Genomic DNA, 16,763 nt, shown 5'->3' on the forward strand with positions numbered 1-16,763 from the left:
TCACCCGCCGTGAACGTACCCGCCGGAAGAGCAGATCGCATGAGCCGACCCGACCTCCGCACCTCCCCCCTGCCCGAGGACCCGCCGTACCTCGAACTGACCGACGTCGGCAAGGTCTACCGCGGCGGCAAGCGCGCCGTCGACGGCCTCTCGCTGCGGCTCGGCCCCGGGCTGCTCGGCCTGCTCGGACCGAACGGCGCGGGCAAGTCCTCACTGATGCGGATCGTCGCCACCGTCACCCGGCCCACCTCCGGCCGGCTCACCTACCGGGGTGCCGACGTGCTCGCCGAACCCGAGCGGCTCCGCCGCGAACTCGGCTTCCTCCCCCAGGACTTCGGCGTCCACCCGCAGCTCACCTCGCGCGAGTTCCTCGGCTACCTGGCCGCCGCCAAGGGCCTCTCCGCTCGCTCCGCCCGGGCCCGGATCGACGAGCTGCTCGCCCTGGTCAACCTCACCGAGGCGGTGCGCCGCCCGCTCGGCGCCTACTCCGGCGGCATGCTGCGCCGGGTCGGCATCGCGCAGGCGCTGCTCGGCGATCCGCGCGTCATCGTCGTCGACGAGCCCACCGCCGGGCTCGACCCGGAGGAGCGGGTGCGCTTCCGCAACCTGCTGAGCGCGCTCGCCGAGGACCGGGTGGTGCTGCTGTCCACCCACATCGTCTCGGACGTCGAGTCGGTGGCCGGGGACATCGCGGTCGTCGCCGGCGGTCGGCTGCTGCGCCGGGGCAGCCCGGAGGAGCTGCTGCGCGGCCGGAGCGGCCGGGTGTGGGAGGTCCTGGTGGACGCCGGGGCGGTCGCCGCCGTGCAGGCGCGGTACGTGGTGAGCCGGATGGTGCGCACCGGCGACGGCCGGGTCCGGCTGCGGCTGCTCGCGGACGGTTCGCCGTTCGCCGACGCGGTGCCGGTCGCCCCGGACCTGGAGGACGCGTACCTGGGCCTGGTCCGGTCCGCCGCCGACGACCGCCCGGGGGTGCGGCGATGAGCACGACCGCCCTCGCCGCGGCCCGTGCCGGGGCGCCCGCCCGGCTCTGGCGGCTCGCCCTCGGCGACTTCCGGGACCGGGTCCGCCGCCCCGCCTACGCGGTGACGCTGCTGGCCGCCGTCGGCCTCGGCCTGCTGGCCGTCCCGCCCGCCGACGGGCACTGGGCGATCCTCGCGCTGGGCCGCTACCGGGGCGAGTACACCAGCGCGTACGTCGGCACCGCGACCGCGCTGGCCGGCGCGCTCTGGCTCACCCTCGGCGGCTTCTACGTGGTCCGCAAAGGGCTCGGTCGCGACGAGGAGACCGGCGTCGGCCAGTTGCTCGCCGCGACGCCGCTGCGCACCGTCGAGCTGCTGCTCGCGAAGTTCCTCGGCAACCTGCTGGTCCTGGCATCGATGCTCGGCGTGCTCGCGCTCACCGCGCCCGCCCTGCAACTGGTCCGGGGCGAGGACCGCTCGCTCGACCCGGCCGCCCTGCTGACGCCCTTCCTGGTGCTGACCCTGCCGCTGCTCGTGGCGACGGCGGCGCTGGCCGTGCTGTTCGAGACGGTGCCGCTGCTGCGCGGCGGGCTGGGCAACGTCGTCTGGTTCGCCTGCGCCCCGGCCCTGCTGATCGCCGGGGAACGGCCCGGCGCCCCGCTCGGCGGGCTGGGCCTCGGCCCGGTGGCCGCCTCGCTGCGGGACGCCCTGGCCGTGCGCGGGGCCGACCTCGGCGGCGAGGAGTTCAGCCTCGGCCTGACCAAGGTGGACACCCCGCTGGAGCCGTTCCCCTGGGAAGGTGTGGGCCCGGACGGCGGCTTCCTCGTCCAGCGGCTGCTGCTGGTACTGCTCGCGGTGGCGGTCGCCGCCCTGCCCGCGCTCTGGTTCGCCCGCTTCGACCCGGCGCGCCGGGCGTCGGCCGAGCGCAAGCCGCTCCTGGGCGGTGGCGAGGAGGCGCCGGTGCCCGCCGCTCCCCCGGTGCTCGCGCCCACCCTGACCACCGCCGCCCCGGTCCACGCGGGGACGGGCCGCGGCTTCGGCCGCCTGCTGCTCGGGGAGGCCCGGATGCTGTTCGCCGACGCCTCGCGCTGGTGGTGGCTCGCCGCCGCCGGTCTGGTCGCGGCCGGCCTCGCCGTCCCGCCGGACACCGGGGCGGGCGCGGTGCTGCCCGCCGCCTGGATCTGGCCGGTCCTGCTCTGGTCGCGCCTCGGCAGCCGCTCGGCCGAGCACGGCCTGGAGGCCCTGCTCGGCGCCTACCCGGCCGCCCGCGCGCGGCTGCTCGCCGAATGGGCCGCCGGGGTCCTGCTCACCGGTCTGGTCGGCGCGGGCGTCCTGGTCCGCCTCGCGGCGGCCGGTGACACGGCCGGGGTGGCCGCCTGGTCGGCCGGTGCGCTGTTCGTCCCCTCGCTGGCTCTCGCCCTCGGCACCGTCTCCCGTTCCCACCGCCTCTTCCAGGCCCTCTACCTCCCGCTCTGGTACCTGGTGGTGAACCAGGTCGCCGCCCTCGACTTCATGGGTGCGGTCCGCCGGGCTGGCCACCTCGCCGGCCCCTCCCCGGTCCTCGTCGGCGCGCTGGCCCTGGCCCTGCTCGCCGCCACCCTGGTCGCCGCCTCGGCCCGCCGGGCACTGCGCGGCTGATCACCCGTCGGCGACGATCGCGTCGGCGACCGCGAAGCCGGCCTCGCAGACGGGGCAGACCGCGCGACCGAAGACATACGTCAGCACGCCGGCGACCTCGCCCCGGCCGTCGGCGAGCGCGAGGCCGTGCAGGCGCCGGCCGAGGCCGTCGAGGTCGGCGGGGGCCGCGGGGCGCAGCGGACGGGTCTCGACGTCCCCGTCCGCCAGCACGTAGTCCTCGGCGGTCGAGAAGAACCCGGACTCGCCGAGGACGATGAACAGATCGCACTCGCAGTCCGGACAGGCGATCTGGTACTCCTCGTTGACGATCCCCCAGGCCAGCTCCTCGCTCCAGCCGGGGACGCCTTCGAGACCCAGCAGGGCTTGCAGGAGATGGACGTAGTCGGCGGCGTCCGTGCCACCCCTGAGCTGCCGGTTCGCCGCCGCCAGCAGGGTGGCGGTCTCCGCCGCGAACCGCGAGCGGACCCCGCCCGCCCCGTGGTCCTGCTCGGCCCCGGCCATGATCGCGCCGGCCAGGAGCACGGCGTCGACCTCCTGCTCCCGGTCCCCGCACCCGGCCCGTGCGGCCAGCCAGGGCAGGGCCGCGAAGCTGGCCGGGTAGACGGTGCCCTGGTGGTACAGCGCCGACCAGAGGTCGCTCCACAGGTCGGCGGTCGGCGCCGCGACCAGCCGGTCCAGCAGATCCGGGATGTCGTCGGCGGGGCCGTAGGCATGGGTGAGTCGGGACCAGTCCGTCATACCCGGATCCAACCAGCCGGTGGGCCCGGCCCTCGGGCCGGGGGTCGCCGCCCCGGGGCAGGACGCCGTTATGGTGCTACTCTCACTAGCACCATGTTGCTGAAGCTGGAGGCCGGGGACCCGCGGCCGTTGCACGAGCAGGTCGCGGGAGCGATCCGGCGGGCCGTCGGGGACGGCGAGTGCGCGCCCGGCGAACGGCTGCCGCCGGCACGGGAGTTGGCGGCGGCACTCGGGGTGAACGCGAACACGGTGCTGCGGGCACTGCGGGCGCTGCGCGACGAAGGGGTGCTGGAGTTCCGGCGCGGGCGCGGCGTCACGGTCGTCCAGGGCGCCGACCGGCGTGCCGAACTGCTGGACTCGGTGCGCCGGTTGGTCGCGGACGCGGCGCACGCGGGCTTCGGCCGGGAGGACGTCGTCGAGATGATCAGGGGGCTGGAGTGAGCAGGGATGCACAACAGGACGGCCGGCGTGGCGGGCAGGCGGCGGTCCGGGCCGTCGGGGTGCTCGGGGTGCTCGTGCTGCTGCTAGGACTGCCCTGGGGCGCCCGGGCCCGGCTGCCGGAGCCCTTGGCCACGCACTGGAGCGGGGCGCACCCGGACAATTCGTCGTCGCTGATGGCCGCCGTGCTGTTCCCGGCCGGAGTGTGGGTGGTCGGGGCCGCCGTGGCGGAGGTCGTCCGATGGCACGGCGGGGAGCAGGCGCGGCTCTGGGCCGCGGTCGCAACGGCCTTCGGGGGTGCGTTGCTGACGGGCATTCAGGCCTCGATCGTCTCGGCCAACCTGGACCGCCCGAGCTGGCAGGAGGCCCGGCCACTGGGCGTCGAGGTGGCACTGGTCCTGGCGGCGGCGGTCGGGTCCGGCCTGGTGGCCTGGCGTCTCGCCCGGCGCGGCGGACCCGGGCCGCGCCCCGTGACGGCCGCCGACGGGCCGCGGCTCGACCTCCCGGACGGGCAGCGCGCCGTCTGGCTCTCCCGGGCGGTCAACCCCTGGCTGGGCCTGCTGGCCGCCGTGGCCGGCCTGGGCGCGGCGGGCGCGGCCCTGGCCGGGTTCGCCGGGCTGGGCGGTCCGTCCTGGGCGGCGGCCGCCACGCTGGCGGTCGTCGCGCTGGCCGGGGCCGCCTGCTCCTCGGTCCAGGCCCGGGTCACCGAGCAGGGCCTGACCGTGGCCTTCGGCCCGCTCGGCCTGCCGTCCCGGCACTGGGCGCCGGAGCAGATCGCCTCGGCCCGGGCCGAGCAGCGCTCCCCGGCCGAGGTGGGCGGCTGGGGCTACCGGCTGAGCGGCCTGGGCACCACGGTGATGCTGCGCCGCGGCGAGTGCCTGGTGATCAGCCCCCGCGAGGGCGCGGACTTCGCGGTGAGCGTGGACGACGCCGAGCGCGGCGCCGCCCTGCTGAACGCCCTGGCCGCCCGCCGGAACGCCGCCGGGTGAGGCGACCGGCGCGGACCTGCTCGCCCCGGGTCAGCCGCGGCGCTTCGGACGGCCCCGACGGGCAGCCGCCGAACCACCGGAAGCGGAACCCGAGCCGCCGCGCGGGCGGCCGCCGCCGGTGGCGCGGCCCGTGGCCGGTCGGCCGCCGGTGCCCTTGCCCGTGTTCTTCGCGGCGCCGCCGCCCTTGGCCGCACTGCCCTTCGCGGCGCCGCCCTTCGTCGTGCCGCCCTTGGGCTCGGCCGCAGCTGCGGCGGCGCTCTGACCACGGCCGCGGGAGCTGTTGACCGTCCGGCCGCGCACGATGCCGATGAACTCCTCCACCAGGTCGGTGGTCCGGTCCTCCGGCCAGGACAGCGCGACCCGGGACTGCGGGGCGTCCGTCATCGGCCGGTAGGTGAGGTCGCGCCGGTGGTGCAGCCGCGCCAGCGACTGCGGGACGAGCAGGACGCCGACACCGGCCGCGACCAGCTCGATCGCGTCCGCCGTGGTCGCCGGCCGCTCGATGGCGGGCCGGCCGGGCAGCTGCTCCCATTCGAGCGTGTCGTCGCGCGGGTGGAAGACCACCTCGTCGGCGAGGTCCTCGACGGTGGCCTCCTCGGCCGCCGCCAGCCAGTGGTCCTTCGGGAACACCACCACCGTCGTCTCGGTGTACAGCGGGATGGCGCTCAGGCCGGTCCGGTCGACCGGCAGCCGCACCAGGCCCGCGTCCGCGTCGCCCGCCCGCAGCGTCGGTTCGCCGTCGGCGGCGTCCACCGCGACCAGGGCGAGCGGAACGTCCGGCAGCCGCTCCGACCAGACGCGCGCCCACTTGCCGGGGGTCACGCCCGGGACGTACGCGAGCCGGAACGAGGGTGTCACCTGCATCTCTGTCACCCGACCAAGGCTACCGACCGTGACAGGCGGCCCCCGCCGCTCGCTTACCCTGGTCACCATGACATCGCTCAAGCAGAAGACCACGCAGACCATGAAGCCGGCGACGGCGGCGAAGAAGCTCGGGGTCTACCTCGGCGCCACCCCTGCCGACTTCCAGTCGGGCGTGATCTCCCGCGAGGAGCTCACCGCCCTGCAGTCCGAGCCGCCGCAGTGGCTGCAGGACCTGCGCCGCAACGGCCCGCACCCGCGGTCCGTGGTGGCCTCGCGGCTCGGCGTCTCGGCGTCCGGCCTGGCACGCGGCGGCATCACCGAGGCGCTCACCACCGCGCAGATCGAGGAGCTGCGGGACGAGAACCCGGAGTGGCTCCAGCGTGAGCGCACGATCCAGGCGGAGGTCCGCAAGGAGTCCGTCCGGGTCAAGGACAAGCACGAGAAGGAGGAGAAGCGGCGCAAGCAGGCGGCCGCTGCGGCCGAGCGCCAGCAGGCCCGCTGACCTGCGTCTTCACCGTCTTTTCGAATACGCTCCACCCCGGCCCCCCGGCGTTCGCGCCGGGGGGCCGTCGTCTGCCGGAACGGCGGGGCGCGGCGGGCTTCGGCCGGGGGGCCGGTCGGGTGGTGGCGCAAGGCCGCCCGGGTGACCCGGCCGACGTGTCGACGACGTGTCGGCGCCCCGGGTGTGCGTCGGTGGGAACGCGCCGCTCCCGAGCGGCACACGCCCCTGTCCCCGGACCTGAGAGCCGCGCATGCCCCCCACCGCGCACCTGCGCCGACTGCTTCCGACCGCCGCCTGCACCCTGGCCGCAGCCGTCCTCGCCGCCCCCGCGGCGCACGCCGCGCCACCGGGTCTAGGAGGTGGGGCGGGCACCGAACGGGGGGCCGTGATCGACTGGGACCGGGTGGCCGCCTGCGAGAGCGGCGGGAACTGGAGGATCAACACCGGCAACGGCTACTTCGGCGGCCTCCAGTTCGACCAGCCGACCTGGCGGGAGAACGGCGGCCTCGCCTACGCGCCGCGTCCCGACCTCGCCAGCCGCGAGCAGCAGATCGCCGTCGCCGACCGGCTCGCCGAACGGCGCGGCCTCAAGCCGTGGCCGGTCTGCGGCACCCGCGCCGGCCGCACCGGCGAACGGCCGCCGGTCGCCGGCCGGCCGGCCCACAAGCCACCGGCGCACCAGGAGCCGGTCCGCCAGGCACCGGTCCGCCAGGCACCGGCCGACGAGGAGGAGACCACGACCGGGACACCCGCCGCGCCTCCCCCGGCCGACGGGTCCGGCACCTGGACGGTGCGCGACGGGGACACCCTCGACAGCATCGCCGCCGAACTCGGGATCGAGGGCGGCTGGCCCGAGCTGTACGAGCACAACCGCGCCGTGCTCGGCGAGGACCCGGACCTCATCCAGCCGGGGCAGGAACTCGTCCTGCCGCTCTGAGCCGCACCGCCCCCGCCCGCCCCGGGCCCGCGCCACCCGTCAGCCCACCGTGGGCTGCCAGGGGCCGGACTCGGGGCGGGCCTCCGTGGTCGAGCCGTCCGGCCAGGGCGGCACGGTCAGGGCGACGATCCGCAGCGGGCCGGGGCCGTCCTCGTCGGCGCGGAACTGGAAGGCCGTCCCCAGCGGCACCGAGACCGCCGTCCCCGCCCGCAGCAGCTCCACGCTCTCCCGGCCGGACTGCCGCCGCCAGATCCGCCCGCTGCCGCCGATGACGTACCAGAGCTCCTGCACGGTGCTGTGCGACACCGCCCTGCTCACCGCGCCGGGGGCGAGTTCGAAGACCGCCTGACTGCCGAGGCCCTCCAGTACCAGCAGCGGCCGGACGACGGCGCCGTCCGGGGCGCGGACGACCGGGGCGTCCTCGGTCTCGGCGGTGCGGAACGGCTGCTCACCCATGTGCACCCGGCCCCTCTCGGCTCCGGCGGGCCCCCACCCGCTCCCTCCGGCGATGGGACCACACCCCCGCCCGTCCCGCCAGAGCGCCGTCAGAGCGTGCCCGTGTCCGCGGCCGCCGACGGACCGGGCCGGTGCCCCTACCCCCGTCCGGGGCGCCGGCCACCACCACCTTCCCGCCGCGCCCTCCCCGGCGGCTGCGGGTCGCGCCGGCCCTGGAGCGGCTGACCGAGGGCGAGACGCGACTCGCGCTGCTGGCCCAGGAGTTGGGGTTCAGCGACCAGGCGCACCTGACCCGGGTGGTGCACCGGACCGCCGGCCGGCCGCCTACGGGCCCTGCTCGGCCCGGCCGACCCGGTGGCGGGGCGGCGGGCGTAGGCTCGGCGGATGCCCCAGCACTCCTCCTCCGCCCCGCTGACCAGCCTGCACGACCGCGCGGCGCTCGCCGACCGCTTCGGCCGCGACCCGGAACTGCACCTCTTCGAACTCGGCGACCTGGACGAGCCGTTCTGGTCCCACACCGCCTGGTACACCGCCTCGGCGGACGGTCCGGTGGCGCTGCTGTACGCCGTCGGGGAGGTGCCCACCCTGCTCGGCCTGGCCCGGCCCGAACGCGCCGACGAGCTGGCCGGGCTGCTCCGGGCGATGCGGCCGGTACTGCCCCGGCGTCTGCTCGCCCACCTCACCACCGGCGGGGTGGACGCCCTCGCCCCGGACTACCGGGCCGAGCACCGGACGGCGATGCTGCGGATGGCGCTCACCGACCGCGCCGCCCTCGCGCCCCACCTCGGGCGCGAGGCCGGGCTGCTCGGCGCGGCGGACCTGCCGGACCTGCTCGCTCTGTTCGCCGCCGGCTACCCGGACAACTGGTTCGACGAGCGGATGCTGACCACCGGCCCGTACGTCGGCATCCGGGACGACGCGGGCCGGCTGGTCGCCACGGCCGGGGTGCACGTGTCCTCCCCGGAACGGCGGGTGGCGGTGATCGGCAATGTCACCACCCACCCGGAGGCCCGCGGCCGGGGCCTCGCCGCCGCCTGCACGGCCCGCCTCTGCGAGCTCCTCGCGGAGGGCGGCGCCGACCACATCGGCCTCAACGTCCGCGCCGGCCACCCCGCCGCCCTCCCCCTCTACCGCCGCCTCGGCTTCACCACCGTCACCGACTACGACGAGGCCGTGCTCGCAGCAATCTGACGCCCCGCTCCCCCACCAGCACAGGAAGTCGGACCCGCCGACTTCCTGCGCCGACAGCCTGGTCAGCGGGTGACGGGCCAGGTGAGGGTGGCGGTGAGGCGGGGGCGCAGGGCGGGGTCGAGGACGGCGGGGGTGGTGTCGGTGGCGGTGGCGGTGAGGGTGTGGACGCGGCCGGGCGGGCCGGGGAGCGGAAGGGTGCGCAGGTTGACGTCGGTGCGGCCGCGCAGTTGCGGGAGCTCGCGCCCGTCCACCGACCAGGTGAGGGCGGTGCCGGCGACCGGGAGGTCGATGCTGAGGCGGTCGGCACGGGTGAGCGGGGTGCCGGCCGGGGTGGGGCTGGTGAGCGGGACGGCGTGCCGGTAGAACCCGGCGATCATCGCCTCCCGCCCGGGCAGGTTGAACTGCCGCCCCAGCGAACGCATGATCGAGTTCTCGGTGGGCCGGTACAGCCCCTTGGGGAAGTAGCTGGCGCCCTCGTAGGCGCCGACCACTCCCCCGTCGGGCGAGGTCCGCCCGAGCCAGCGGTACCACTTGAGGTGGTCACGGGCCAGCCGGTCGGCGGTGTACATGCTGATGTTGGACACCTCCGGCTCGCCCTCCTCCGCCGGGTAGACGTCGTCGCCGTCGTAGAAGTACTCGTCGGCGAGCTTGCCGACCGAGTGGCCGGTCTCGTGGATGGCCACCTGGCCGGCCCTCGGGTTGCCGCCCGCGACCGTGGCGATGCCGTCGTAGCCGAGCGGGGAGGCGACGTTGTAGCCGGCGCCCCCGTACTTGGCGGTGTTGGCGACGACGAGCACGAGGTCGGCCTCCGGCGCCTTGACGGCGTACTTCTCGACCGCGTCGGTGTCGACGCAGAGCAGGCGCTCGATGTCGTCGCACCAGAAGTAGGAGCCCAGGGCGGTGTGGCGGACGGTGGCCCGGTCCGGGTCGCCGGTGATGCCGGACTCGGCGGAGACGGTGGCGACCGCCCAGACGTTGAACAGGCCCCGGTAGGAGGCGTACGGCTCGACGGAGCTCAGGTCCTGCCACTTGGCGGCGGCGTCGGCGCGGAACCTGTCCTGCTCGGCGGCGGTGTAGCCGTCGCCGATGACGACGACGTCGACCTTGCCCGCCGGTTCGCCGTTGCGCAGGATCGTGGTGACCTCGCCGTCCCCGGCGGCGGGCGCGAGTCCGGGCCGGCCGGCGGCCAGGTACGGGGAGGCCGCGGGCACGGTGGCCCGGCCGATCGAGCCGTCCTCGCCGAACACCTCGACGCCGTACCGGGCGCCGCCCGACGGTGAGGAGGCACCGGCGGACGCGACGGCGGGGGCGCTGCCGAGGGCGGCGAGGGCGAGGGCACCGGTGAGGGCGATCGAGCCGATCCTGCGATGGCGCACGGGCGTTGCTCCTCTGCGGGTGGGGCCGGTGGAGCCGCCATGGTAGGCAGCTGACGGCGCGTCGGCACAAGCCCCAGGTCCCTGGGGACTCAGCCGACGTGCACGCGCGGCCGGCGGGCCGGGTCCGGCTCGGCCTCGCGGAGGACCTCGCGGGTGACCGGCGCGACCTCGCCCTGGCCGAACAGGAAGAACCGCAGGAACTGGGCGAACGGATTGCCCTCGGTCCACTCGAAGTAGATGTGCGGCTGCTGGCCGGTGCGGTCGCGCACGGCGAGCAGCAGCGCGGCGAGGGCGTTGGGCACGCTGGAGCTCTCCAGGCTGAGCAGCCGGTAGCGGTCGTGCAGCACCTCGCCGTGCACGGTGAGCACCGCCTCGAACTCGGACGGATCGCGGACCGTCACCTCGACGAACACCAGGTCGTCCTCGGCGGGGATGTCGTTGTGGGCGCGGATCTGCTGCTTCTTCCGCTGGTACTCGGCGAGGCCGCGACCCTTCGGCTCATTGGCGATCAGCCGTAGCGGACGGTGGGTGTAGTCGTGCACGAAGCGCTCGGCGGCCTCGTCGAAGACGATGTCGGTGACCCGGAGTTCGAAGGCGCGCTTGAGGCGGGAGAGGAAGGAGAGCAGCACGATGGCCGCGATGAAGCAGGCGCCGATCTTCACGCCGTCCGGGCGCTCGGCGATGTTGAGGGCCGTGGTGTAGAGGAAGACGGCCGCGATGATCGCGAAGCCGATGGTCCAGCCGTGCTGGCGGGCGGCGCGGGCGGCGATGGTGACGGCGATGGCGGCGGAGCTGATCAGCACCAGCACGCCGGTGGCGTAGGCGCCGCCCTGGGCGTCCACGCTGGCGTCGAAGATCCAGGTGACCAGGAACGCGATCAGGGTGAGCACGATGACCATCGGCCGCACCGCCTTCGCCCAGTGCGGGGCCATGCCGTAGCGGGGCAGGTAGCGCGGCAGCAGGTTGAGCAGACCGGCCATCGCGGAGGCGCCGGCGAACCAGAGGATGGCGATGGTGGAGAGGTCGTAGACGCTGCCGAAGGTGTTGCCCAGGTACTCGTGGGCCAGGTAGGCGAGCGCTCGGCCGTTGGCCTGGCCGCCCACCTCGAAGGCCGCCTTGGGGATCAGCAGGGTGGTGATGAAGCTGGTGGTGATCAGGAAGACGCTCATGATCAGCGCGGCGGTGGTGAGCAGCTTGCGGGCGCCTCGGATCCGGCCGGCGGGGCGTTCCTCGGTGTCGTCCGGGTCGCCCTCGATGTGCGGCATGACGGCGACGCCGGTCTCGAAGCCGGACAGGCCGAGCGCCAGCTTCGGGAAGACGACCAGTGCGACGCCGATCATCGCGATGACGTTGCCGTGCTCGGCGGTGAGCGCGTCCGCCCAGTCGCCCACCACGTGCGGGGACTTGAAGAGGTGGTAGAAGCCGGTGACGACGACCACCACGTTGAGCGAGAGGTAGACCCCGACCAGGACGACCGCCAGGCCGATCGCCTCGCTGAAGCCCTTGAGGAAGACGCCGCCGAGCAGGGCGACCAGCACCAGGGTGATCAGGACCTGCCGGCCGGCCAGGGCGCTGTTCAGGTGCGGGTTCTCGACCAGGTGGGCGGTGGCGTCGGCGGCGGACAGGGTGATGGTGATCATGAAGTCGGTGGCGGCGAAGCCGAGCAGGGCGAGCACGAAGAGCTTGCCCTTCCAGAACGAGAGCAGGCGTTCCAGCATCGCGATCGAGCCCTGGCCGTGCGGGCTCTCCACGGCCACCCGGCGGTAGACGGGCAGGGCGCCGCAGAGGGTGACGACGACGAGCACGACGGTGGCCACCGGGGAGAGCAGGCCGGCCGCGAGGGCGGCGATGCCGGGCTGGTAGCCGAGGGTGGAGAAGTAGTCGAGGCCGGTCAGGCACATCACCCGCCACCAGGGGCGGCTCTGTTCGGCGGGGGCCTGGGCGTGCGGGCCGGGGTGCTGCTTGGCCCGGTCGGAGAGGCCTTCCAGCAGCCAGGCGCGGAACCGCTGTTCGCGCGGGGTGCCGCCGGCGACCGAGCCGGGGACCCGCGTCCTGCGGCGCGGGCGGTACGAGCCGCCCGCGCCGTCCGTTCCCGAGGAAGCCACCCTGCACCCCTTGTCCACGGCCCCGGATGCCGTCCGTCCGACGGCGGGGCGACAGGGCGACAGGCTATGCGACGGGGCCGCCGACCTGCGGGAACGCCTCGGCGGTGTCCCCTCATCGGGCCAGTGCGGTCCGGACGCGCGGGAGCCCCCCGGAACCGGGCGGTTCCGGGGGGCTCCGTCCGTCGGCCGGCCTTCGGTCAGCGGGCCGGAAGTCAGCCGGCCTTCGGTCAGCGGGCCGGCGGTCAGCGGAAGGTGCGCAGCCGGAGGCTGTTGCCGACCACGAAGACCGAGGAGAAGGCCATCGCCGCTCCGGCGATCATCGGGTTGAGCAGGCCGGCGGCGGCCAGCGGCAGGGCGGCGACGTTGTAGCCGAACGCCCAGAACAGGTTGCTCTTGATGGTGCCGAGGGTCCTGCGGGAGAGCCGGATGGCGTCGGCGGCCGAGCGCAGGTCGCCGCGGACCAGGGTGAGGTCGGCGGCCTCGATGGCGGCGTCGGTGCCGGTGCCCATGGCGAGGCCGAGGTCGGCCTGGGCGAGTGCGGCGGCGTCGTTGACACCGTCGCCGACCATCGCGACGACCTTGCCCTCGCCCTGCAGCCGCTGGACCACCGCGACCTTGTCCTGCGGCAGCACCTCGGCGATCACGTCCTCGGCCGGGATGCCGACCTCGGCGGCGACCGCCTCGGCGACCAGCCGGTTGTCACCGGTGAGCAGTACCGGCCGCAGGCCGAGGGCGCGCAGTTCGGCGATGGCCTCGGCGCTGGTGGGCTTGACCGCGTCGGCGACCTCCAGGACGGCCCGGGCCGCACCGTCCCAGCCGACCGCGACGGCGGTGCGGCCGGCGGCCTCGGCGGCGCGCTTGGCCTCGGCGAGCGCGGCGGGCAGGTGCTGCGACCACTCGGCGAGCAGGGCCTCCCGGCCGGCGACCACGGCGTGGCCGCCCACCACCCCCTGGACGCCCAGGCCGGGGATGTTCTCGAAGCCCTCGACGGCGGGCAGGGTGCCGAGCCGCTCGGCGGCCGCGGTGGCGATGGCGGCAGCGATCGGGTGCTCGGAGGCGTGTTCCAGGGCGCCGGCCAGGCGCAGCGCCTGCTCCTCGGTGACGCCCTCGGCGGTCCGTACGGCGAGCAGGGTCATCCGGCCGGTGGTGACGGTGCCGGTCTTGTCCAGGACGACGGTGTCGACCCGGCGGGTGTTCTCCAGCACCTCGGGGCCCTTGATCAGGATGCCGAGCTGGGCGCCGCGGCCGGTGCCGACGAGCAGGGCGGTCGGGGTGGCCAGGCCGAGGGCGCACGGGCAGGCGATGATCAGCACCGCGACGGCGGCGGTGAAGGCGGCGGTCCAGCCCTCGCCGGTGCCGAGCCAGTAGCCGAGGGTGGCCAGGGCCAGCGTGATGACGACCGGCACGAAGACGGCGGAGATCCGGTCGGCGAGCCGCTGGGCGGCGGCCTTGCCGCTCTGGGCGTCCTCGACGAGCTTGGCCATCCGGGCGAGCTGGGTGTCGGCGCCGACCCGGGCGGCCCGGACGACCAGCCGGCCGCCGGCGTTGACGGTGGCACCGGTGACGGTGTCGCCGACGCCGACCTCGACGGGCACGGACTCGCCGGTGAGCATCGAGGCGTCGACGGCCGAGGCGCCCTCGACGACCACGCCGTCGGTGGCGATCTTCTCGCCGGGGCGGACCACGAACAGCTCGCCGACGGTCAGTTCGGTGACCGGGACGCGGACCTCGGTCCCGCCGCGCAGCACGGTGACGTCCTTGGCGCCGAGTTCCAGCAGCGCCTTGAGCGCGGCGCCCGCGGTGCGCTTGGAACGGGCCTCGAAGTAGCGGCCGGCCAGGATGAAGGCGGTGACGCCGGCGGCGGCCTCCAGGTAGATGTTGGACGAGCCGTCGGAGCGGGCGATGGTGAACTCGAAGCCGTGCCGCATGCCGGGCATCCCGGCGTGGCCGAAGAACAGCGCCCACAGCGACCAGAGGAAGGCGGCGCCGGTGCCGAGCGAGACCAGGGTGTCCATGGTGGCGGCGCCGTGCCGGGCGTTGGTCCAGGCGGCCTTGTGGAAGGGCCAGGCGGCGTAGGTGACGACGGGGGCGGCGAGGGTGAGCGAGAGCCACTGCCAGTTGTCGAACTGGAGGGCCGGGACCATCGCCATCGCGATGACCGGGACGGCCAGGGCGAGCGCGGTGATCAGCCGCCGGCGCAGCGGAGCGAGTTCGCCGGCGGGCTCGGCGCCGCCGTCCGGGCCGGCGGGCTCGGCGGTGGCGGGGCGGGGCACGGCGGCGGTGTAGCCGGTGGCCTCGACGGTGGCGATCAGATCGGCGACCTCGACGGCGCCGGTGACGCTCACCCTGGCCTTCTCGGTGGCGTAGTTGACGGTGGCGGTGACACCGTCCATGCGGTTGAGCTTCTTCTCGATCCGGGCGGCGCACGAGGCGCAGGTCATGCCGCCGATCTGGAGTTCCACCTCGGTGGAGGCGGGTGCCTGGGTGGTCATCTGGGCTCCTCGTGGGTCGTCGGTGAGGCGGTGGGGGCGGGTCGAGGTTCCGGGGCCCGATACCCCCAGGGGGTTCGGGCGGGTGAAGCGGCGGGGGCGCCGGGCCCCGGGCCCGCCGGGTGATCAGGCCCGGCCGGCGAGCTCGTAACCGGCGTCGTCGACGGCGGCACGCAGGGCCGCCTCGTCCAGCTCCGCCTCGGCGGAGACGGTGACCAGGCCGGCCGGGACGTCGACGCGCACGGCGGTGACGCCGGGGAGGGCGGAGACCGCCTTGCCGACGGCCTGCTCGCAGTGGCCGCAGGTCATCCCGGCGACGGCGTAGACGGTGGTCACGGCGGTGACGGCGGCGGGGTCGACGGTGACGGTCGCGCCGGTGGAGCAGGTGCCGTCGGCGGAGCAGCAGGACATGGGTTCCTCCATGAGGTGGGTAGCATCCGGGAGATACCCGGTGGGGGTATCCCCTTGCGATGGCTCCTTTATACCCCTGGGGGGTATGTCATGCAAGCCCTCGACCGCCGGGGGCCATCCTTGACGTCATACCCCCCGGGGGTATCTAATCGAGGGCATCGGAGGACCAGCTCGACGATCCGGGGAGATTCCCATGAACGGCTACCACCACGAGAAGGACCAGGTACAGCGCAGACTGCGCCGGGTCGAGGGCCAGATCCGCGGGCTGCAGCGGATGGTCGACTCGGACAGCTACTGCATCGAGGTGCTCACCCAGGTCTCGGCCGTCACCAAGGCGCTCCAGTCGGTGGCACTCCAGTTGCTCGACGACCACCTCGGCCACTGTGTGCAGGACGCCATCGCCAAGGGCGGCGCCGAGGCCGATGCCAAGGTCGCCGAGGCCTCGCAGGCGATCGCCCGCCTGATGCGGGCCTGAGGCGCACCCGCCGAGCCCGCCCCGTCCAACTCGTCCAGCCCGTCCGCCCCCACGCCCGCGCCGCCAGGAGTCCGCCATGAACACCGCACTGAAGATCGCCGCCTTCGCCACCGGGGTGACCACCGCCTTCGGCGCCGCGTACGGCGTCGGCCACCTGACCGGCGACGGGAAGCCCGCCCCGCGCCCCACCACCGCCGCGCACGCCGGGCACACCCCGGCCCCCGCCGCGAGCGCGGGAGCGGCAGCCGCCGCCGAACAGCTACCCGGCGGCCTCCAGGTCTCCGAACGCGGCCACACCCTGGCCCTGGAGAACCCCTTCGTCACCGCCGGCGCCCCGACCGAGCTGAGGTTCCGCGTCCTCGGCGCCGACGGCCGCCCGGTCACCGACTACCGCCCGGCCCACGAGAAGGAACTGCACCTGATCGTCGCTCCGCGCGACCTCGCCACCTTCCAGCACCTGCACCCCGTCCGCGCCGCCGACGGCACCTGGAGCGCGCCCGTCGCGCTGCCGGCCGCCGGGGAGTACCGGGTGTTCGCCGACTTCACCCCGGCCGACGCCGCCGAGGGCCTGACCCTGGGCGCCGACCTGCACGCCGCCGGCGAACTGCGCCCGGCCCCGCTGCCGGCGACCGGCCGGACCGTCACCGTCGACGGCTACACCGTCACCCTGGACGGCGAGCTCACCCCGGGCCGGGCCGGGCAGCTGACGCTGAACGTCGGCCGGGACGGCCGGCCCGTCACCGACCTCCAGCCCTACCTCGGCGCCGCCGGCCACCTGGTCGCGCTGCGCGCCGGGGACCTCGCCTATCTGCACGTCCACCCCGACGGCCACCTGCCCGAGGGCGCCGCGACGGCCGGCGGTCCGGCGATCACCTTCACCACCACGGCGCCCAGCGGCGGCGAGTACCGGCTCTTCCTGGACTTCCAGCACCGGGGCACCGTGCACACCGCCGCGTTCACCCTCCCGGTGGGCGGCACCCCGGCACCCGCCGCCACCGGGGCGCCCAGCGCAGAGGTGCCCACCACCGCGCCGGCCGGTCACGACGGCGCGGGCCACCAGCACTGACCCCGCGCCCGCCGTGCGAACGGGCCCCGCACCGGAGCGAGGTCCGCGACCGGGTGACGGGGGTCTACAGCAAGGCCACCGCTCCCCTGGTCGGCCGCACCCGGGACCAGGTGCGCGCCTTCCTCGACG

16 protein-coding genes are annotated in these 16,763 nt (G+C 75.4%); 9 read left to right on the forward strand and 7 right to left on the reverse strand.

Going from position 1 to position 16,763, the window contains the following annotated elements; genetic code table 11:
- Positions 1-39 precede the first annotated feature (39 nt).
- The gene (locus ABZW10_RS29205) at positions 40-981 is read left to right on the forward strand and encodes an ATP-binding cassette domain-containing protein (RefSeq protein WP_355371563.1); all 942 of its coding nucleotides are present in this window, start codon (positions 40-42) and stop codon (positions 979-981) included.
- Positions 978-2,597 (forward strand): hypothetical protein, encoded by a 1,620-nt coding sequence (locus tag ABZW10_RS29210; RefSeq protein WP_355371565.1) that lies wholly within the window; start codon positions 978-980, stop codon positions 2,595-2,597. Before ABZW10_RS29205 ends, ABZW10_RS29210 begins: the two co-directional genes overlap by 4 nt.
- Here ABZW10_RS29210 and ABZW10_RS29215 read toward each other — a convergent pair whose 3' ends face one another.
- Positions 2,598-3,335 carry a hypothetical protein gene (locus ABZW10_RS29215; protein WP_355371568.1) on the reverse strand — a complete coding sequence of 246 codons (738 nt, stop codon included), beginning with the start codon at positions 3,333-3,335 and terminating at the stop codon, positions 2,598-2,600.
- A 93-nt stretch (positions 3,336-3,428) separates the two neighbouring features.
- Between ABZW10_RS29215 and ABZW10_RS29220 the strand changes: the two genes are divergently transcribed.
- Positions 3,429-3,776: a GntR family transcriptional regulator gene (locus ABZW10_RS29220; protein ID WP_355371571.1), complete on the forward strand. Its 348-nt coding sequence runs from the start codon at positions 3,429-3,431 to the stop codon at positions 3,774-3,776.
- On the forward strand, positions 3,773-4,762 hold the full coding sequence (locus tag ABZW10_RS29225; protein ID WP_355371573.1) for a DUF1648 domain-containing protein: 990 nt from the start codon (positions 3,773-3,775) through the stop codon (positions 4,760-4,762). The genes ABZW10_RS29220 and ABZW10_RS29225 overlap by 4 nt, the downstream gene beginning before the upstream one ends.
- 30 nt (positions 4,763-4,792) lie before the next feature.
- On the opposite strand, the gene ABZW10_RS29230 is transcribed toward ABZW10_RS29225, so the two are convergent.
- Positions 4,793-5,626: a LysR family substrate-binding domain-containing protein gene (locus ABZW10_RS29230; protein ID WP_355371602.1), complete on the reverse strand. Its 834-nt coding sequence runs from the start codon at positions 5,624-5,626 to the stop codon at positions 4,793-4,795.
- Positions 5,627-5,693: 67 nt separating this feature from the next.
- Between ABZW10_RS29230 and ABZW10_RS29235 the strand changes: the two genes are divergently transcribed.
- Positions 5,694-6,128 (forward strand): DUF5997 family protein, encoded by a 435-nt coding sequence (locus ABZW10_RS29235; protein ID WP_355371576.1) that lies wholly within the window; start codon positions 5,694-5,696, stop codon positions 6,126-6,128.
- Positions 6,129-6,378: 250 nt separating this feature from the next.
- Entirely contained in the window at positions 6,379-7,065 is a 687-nt protein-coding gene (locus ABZW10_RS29240; protein WP_355371579.1) for a transglycosylase family protein, read from the forward strand.
- 39 nt (positions 7,066-7,104) lie between these two features.
- Here ABZW10_RS29240 and ABZW10_RS29245 read toward each other — a convergent pair whose 3' ends face one another.
- A complete protein-coding gene (locus ABZW10_RS29245; protein ID WP_355371582.1) occupies positions 7,105-7,521 on the reverse strand; it encodes a cupin domain-containing protein in 417 nt (138 codons plus the stop codon).
- Between the two features lie 384 nt (positions 7,522-7,905).
- On the opposite strand from ABZW10_RS29245, the gene ABZW10_RS29250 reads away from it, so the two are divergent.
- On the forward strand, positions 7,906-8,712 hold the full coding sequence (locus ABZW10_RS29250; protein ID WP_355371585.1) for a GNAT family N-acetyltransferase: 807 nt from the start codon (positions 7,906-7,908) through the stop codon (positions 8,710-8,712).
- Positions 8,713-8,774: 62 nt separating this feature from the next.
- Here the strand turns inward: ABZW10_RS29250 and ABZW10_RS29255 are convergent, their stop codons facing one another.
- The 4 genes from ABZW10_RS29255 to ABZW10_RS29270 form a co-directional block, all read right to left on the reverse strand.
- Positions 8,775-10,088 carry a M64 family metallopeptidase gene (locus ABZW10_RS29255; protein WP_355371587.1) on the reverse strand — a complete coding sequence of 438 codons (1,314 nt, stop codon included), beginning with the start codon at positions 10,086-10,088 and terminating at the stop codon, positions 8,775-8,777.
- 89 nt (positions 10,089-10,177) lie between these two features.
- Positions 10,178-12,079: an amino acid transporter gene (locus ABZW10_RS29260; RefSeq protein WP_355371605.1), complete on the reverse strand. Its 1,902-nt coding sequence runs from the start codon at positions 12,077-12,079 to the stop codon at positions 10,178-10,180.
- Between the two features lie 356 nt (positions 12,080-12,435).
- A complete protein-coding gene (locus ABZW10_RS29265; protein WP_355371590.1) occupies positions 12,436-14,685 on the reverse strand; it encodes a heavy metal translocating P-type ATPase in 2,250 nt (749 codons plus the stop codon).
- 123 nt (positions 14,686-14,808) lie between these two features.
- The gene (locus ABZW10_RS29270) at positions 14,809-15,093 is read right to left on the reverse strand and encodes a heavy metal-associated domain-containing protein (RefSeq protein WP_355371592.1); all 285 of its coding nucleotides are present in this window, start codon (positions 15,091-15,093) and stop codon (positions 14,809-14,811) included.
- A 148-nt stretch (positions 15,094-15,241) separates the two neighbouring features.
- Between ABZW10_RS29270 and ABZW10_RS29275 the strand changes: the two genes are divergently transcribed.
- Both ABZW10_RS29275 and ABZW10_RS29280 read left to right on the forward strand, forming a co-directional pair.
- Positions 15,242-15,568, forward strand: coding sequence for a metal-sensitive transcriptional regulator (locus ABZW10_RS29275; RefSeq protein ID WP_355371607.1), 327 nt, complete (start codon positions 15,242-15,244; stop codon positions 15,566-15,568).
- A 76-nt stretch (positions 15,569-15,644) separates the two neighbouring features.
- Positions 15,645-16,634, forward strand: a complete 990-nt coding sequence (locus ABZW10_RS29280; protein WP_355371595.1) for a hypothetical protein — start codon at positions 15,645-15,647, stop codon at positions 16,632-16,634.
- The last annotated feature ends 129 nt before the right edge of the window (positions 16,635-16,763 follow it).

The organism is Kitasatospora sp. NPDC004723 (assembly GCF_040609255.1).
Taxonomy (GTDB): domain Bacteria; phylum Actinomycetota; class Actinomycetes; order Streptomycetales; family Streptomycetaceae; genus Kitasatospora.

Excerpts from the sequence above, each read along its gene's own strand:
- ABZW10_RS29205 (WP_355371563.1), top strand. The coding sequence starts at position 40 with ATGAGCCGACCCGACCTCCGCACCTCCCCCCTGCCCGAGGACCCGCCG.
- ABZW10_RS29210 (WP_355371565.1), top strand. The coding sequence starts at position 978 with ATGAGCACGACCGCCCTCGCCGCGGCCCGTGCCGGGGCGCCCGCCCGG.
- ABZW10_RS29215 (WP_355371568.1), bottom strand. The coding sequence starts at position 3,335 with ATGACGGACTGGTCCCGACTCACCCATGCCTACGGCCCCGCCGACGAC.
- ABZW10_RS29220 (WP_355371571.1), top strand. The coding sequence starts at position 3,429 with ATGTTGCTGAAGCTGGAGGCCGGGGACCCGCGGCCGTTGCACGAGCAG.
- ABZW10_RS29230 (WP_355371602.1), bottom strand. The coding sequence starts at position 5,626 with ATGCAGGTGACACCCTCGTTCCGGCTCGCGTACGTCCCGGGCGTGACC.
- ABZW10_RS29235 (WP_355371576.1), top strand. The coding sequence starts at position 5,694 with ATGACATCGCTCAAGCAGAAGACCACGCAGACCATGAAGCCGGCGACG.
- ABZW10_RS29240 (WP_355371579.1), top strand. The coding sequence starts at position 6,379 with ATGCCCCCCACCGCGCACCTGCGCCGACTGCTTCCGACCGCCGCCTGC.
- ABZW10_RS29245 (WP_355371582.1), bottom strand. The coding sequence starts at position 7,521 with ATGGGTGAGCAGCCGTTCCGCACCGCCGAGACCGAGGACGCCCCGGTC.
- ABZW10_RS29250 (WP_355371585.1), top strand. The coding sequence starts at position 7,906 with ATGCCCCAGCACTCCTCCTCCGCCCCGCTGACCAGCCTGCACGACCGC.
- ABZW10_RS29265 (WP_355371590.1), bottom strand. The coding sequence starts at position 14,685 with ATGACCACCCAGGCACCCGCCTCCACCGAGGTGGAACTCCAGATCGGC.
- ABZW10_RS29270 (WP_355371592.1), bottom strand. The coding sequence starts at position 15,093 with ATGTCCTGCTGCTCCGCCGACGGCACCTGCTCCACCGGCGCGACCGTC.
- ABZW10_RS29280 (WP_355371595.1), top strand. The coding sequence starts at position 15,645 with ATGAACACCGCACTGAAGATCGCCGCCTTCGCCACCGGGGTGACCACC.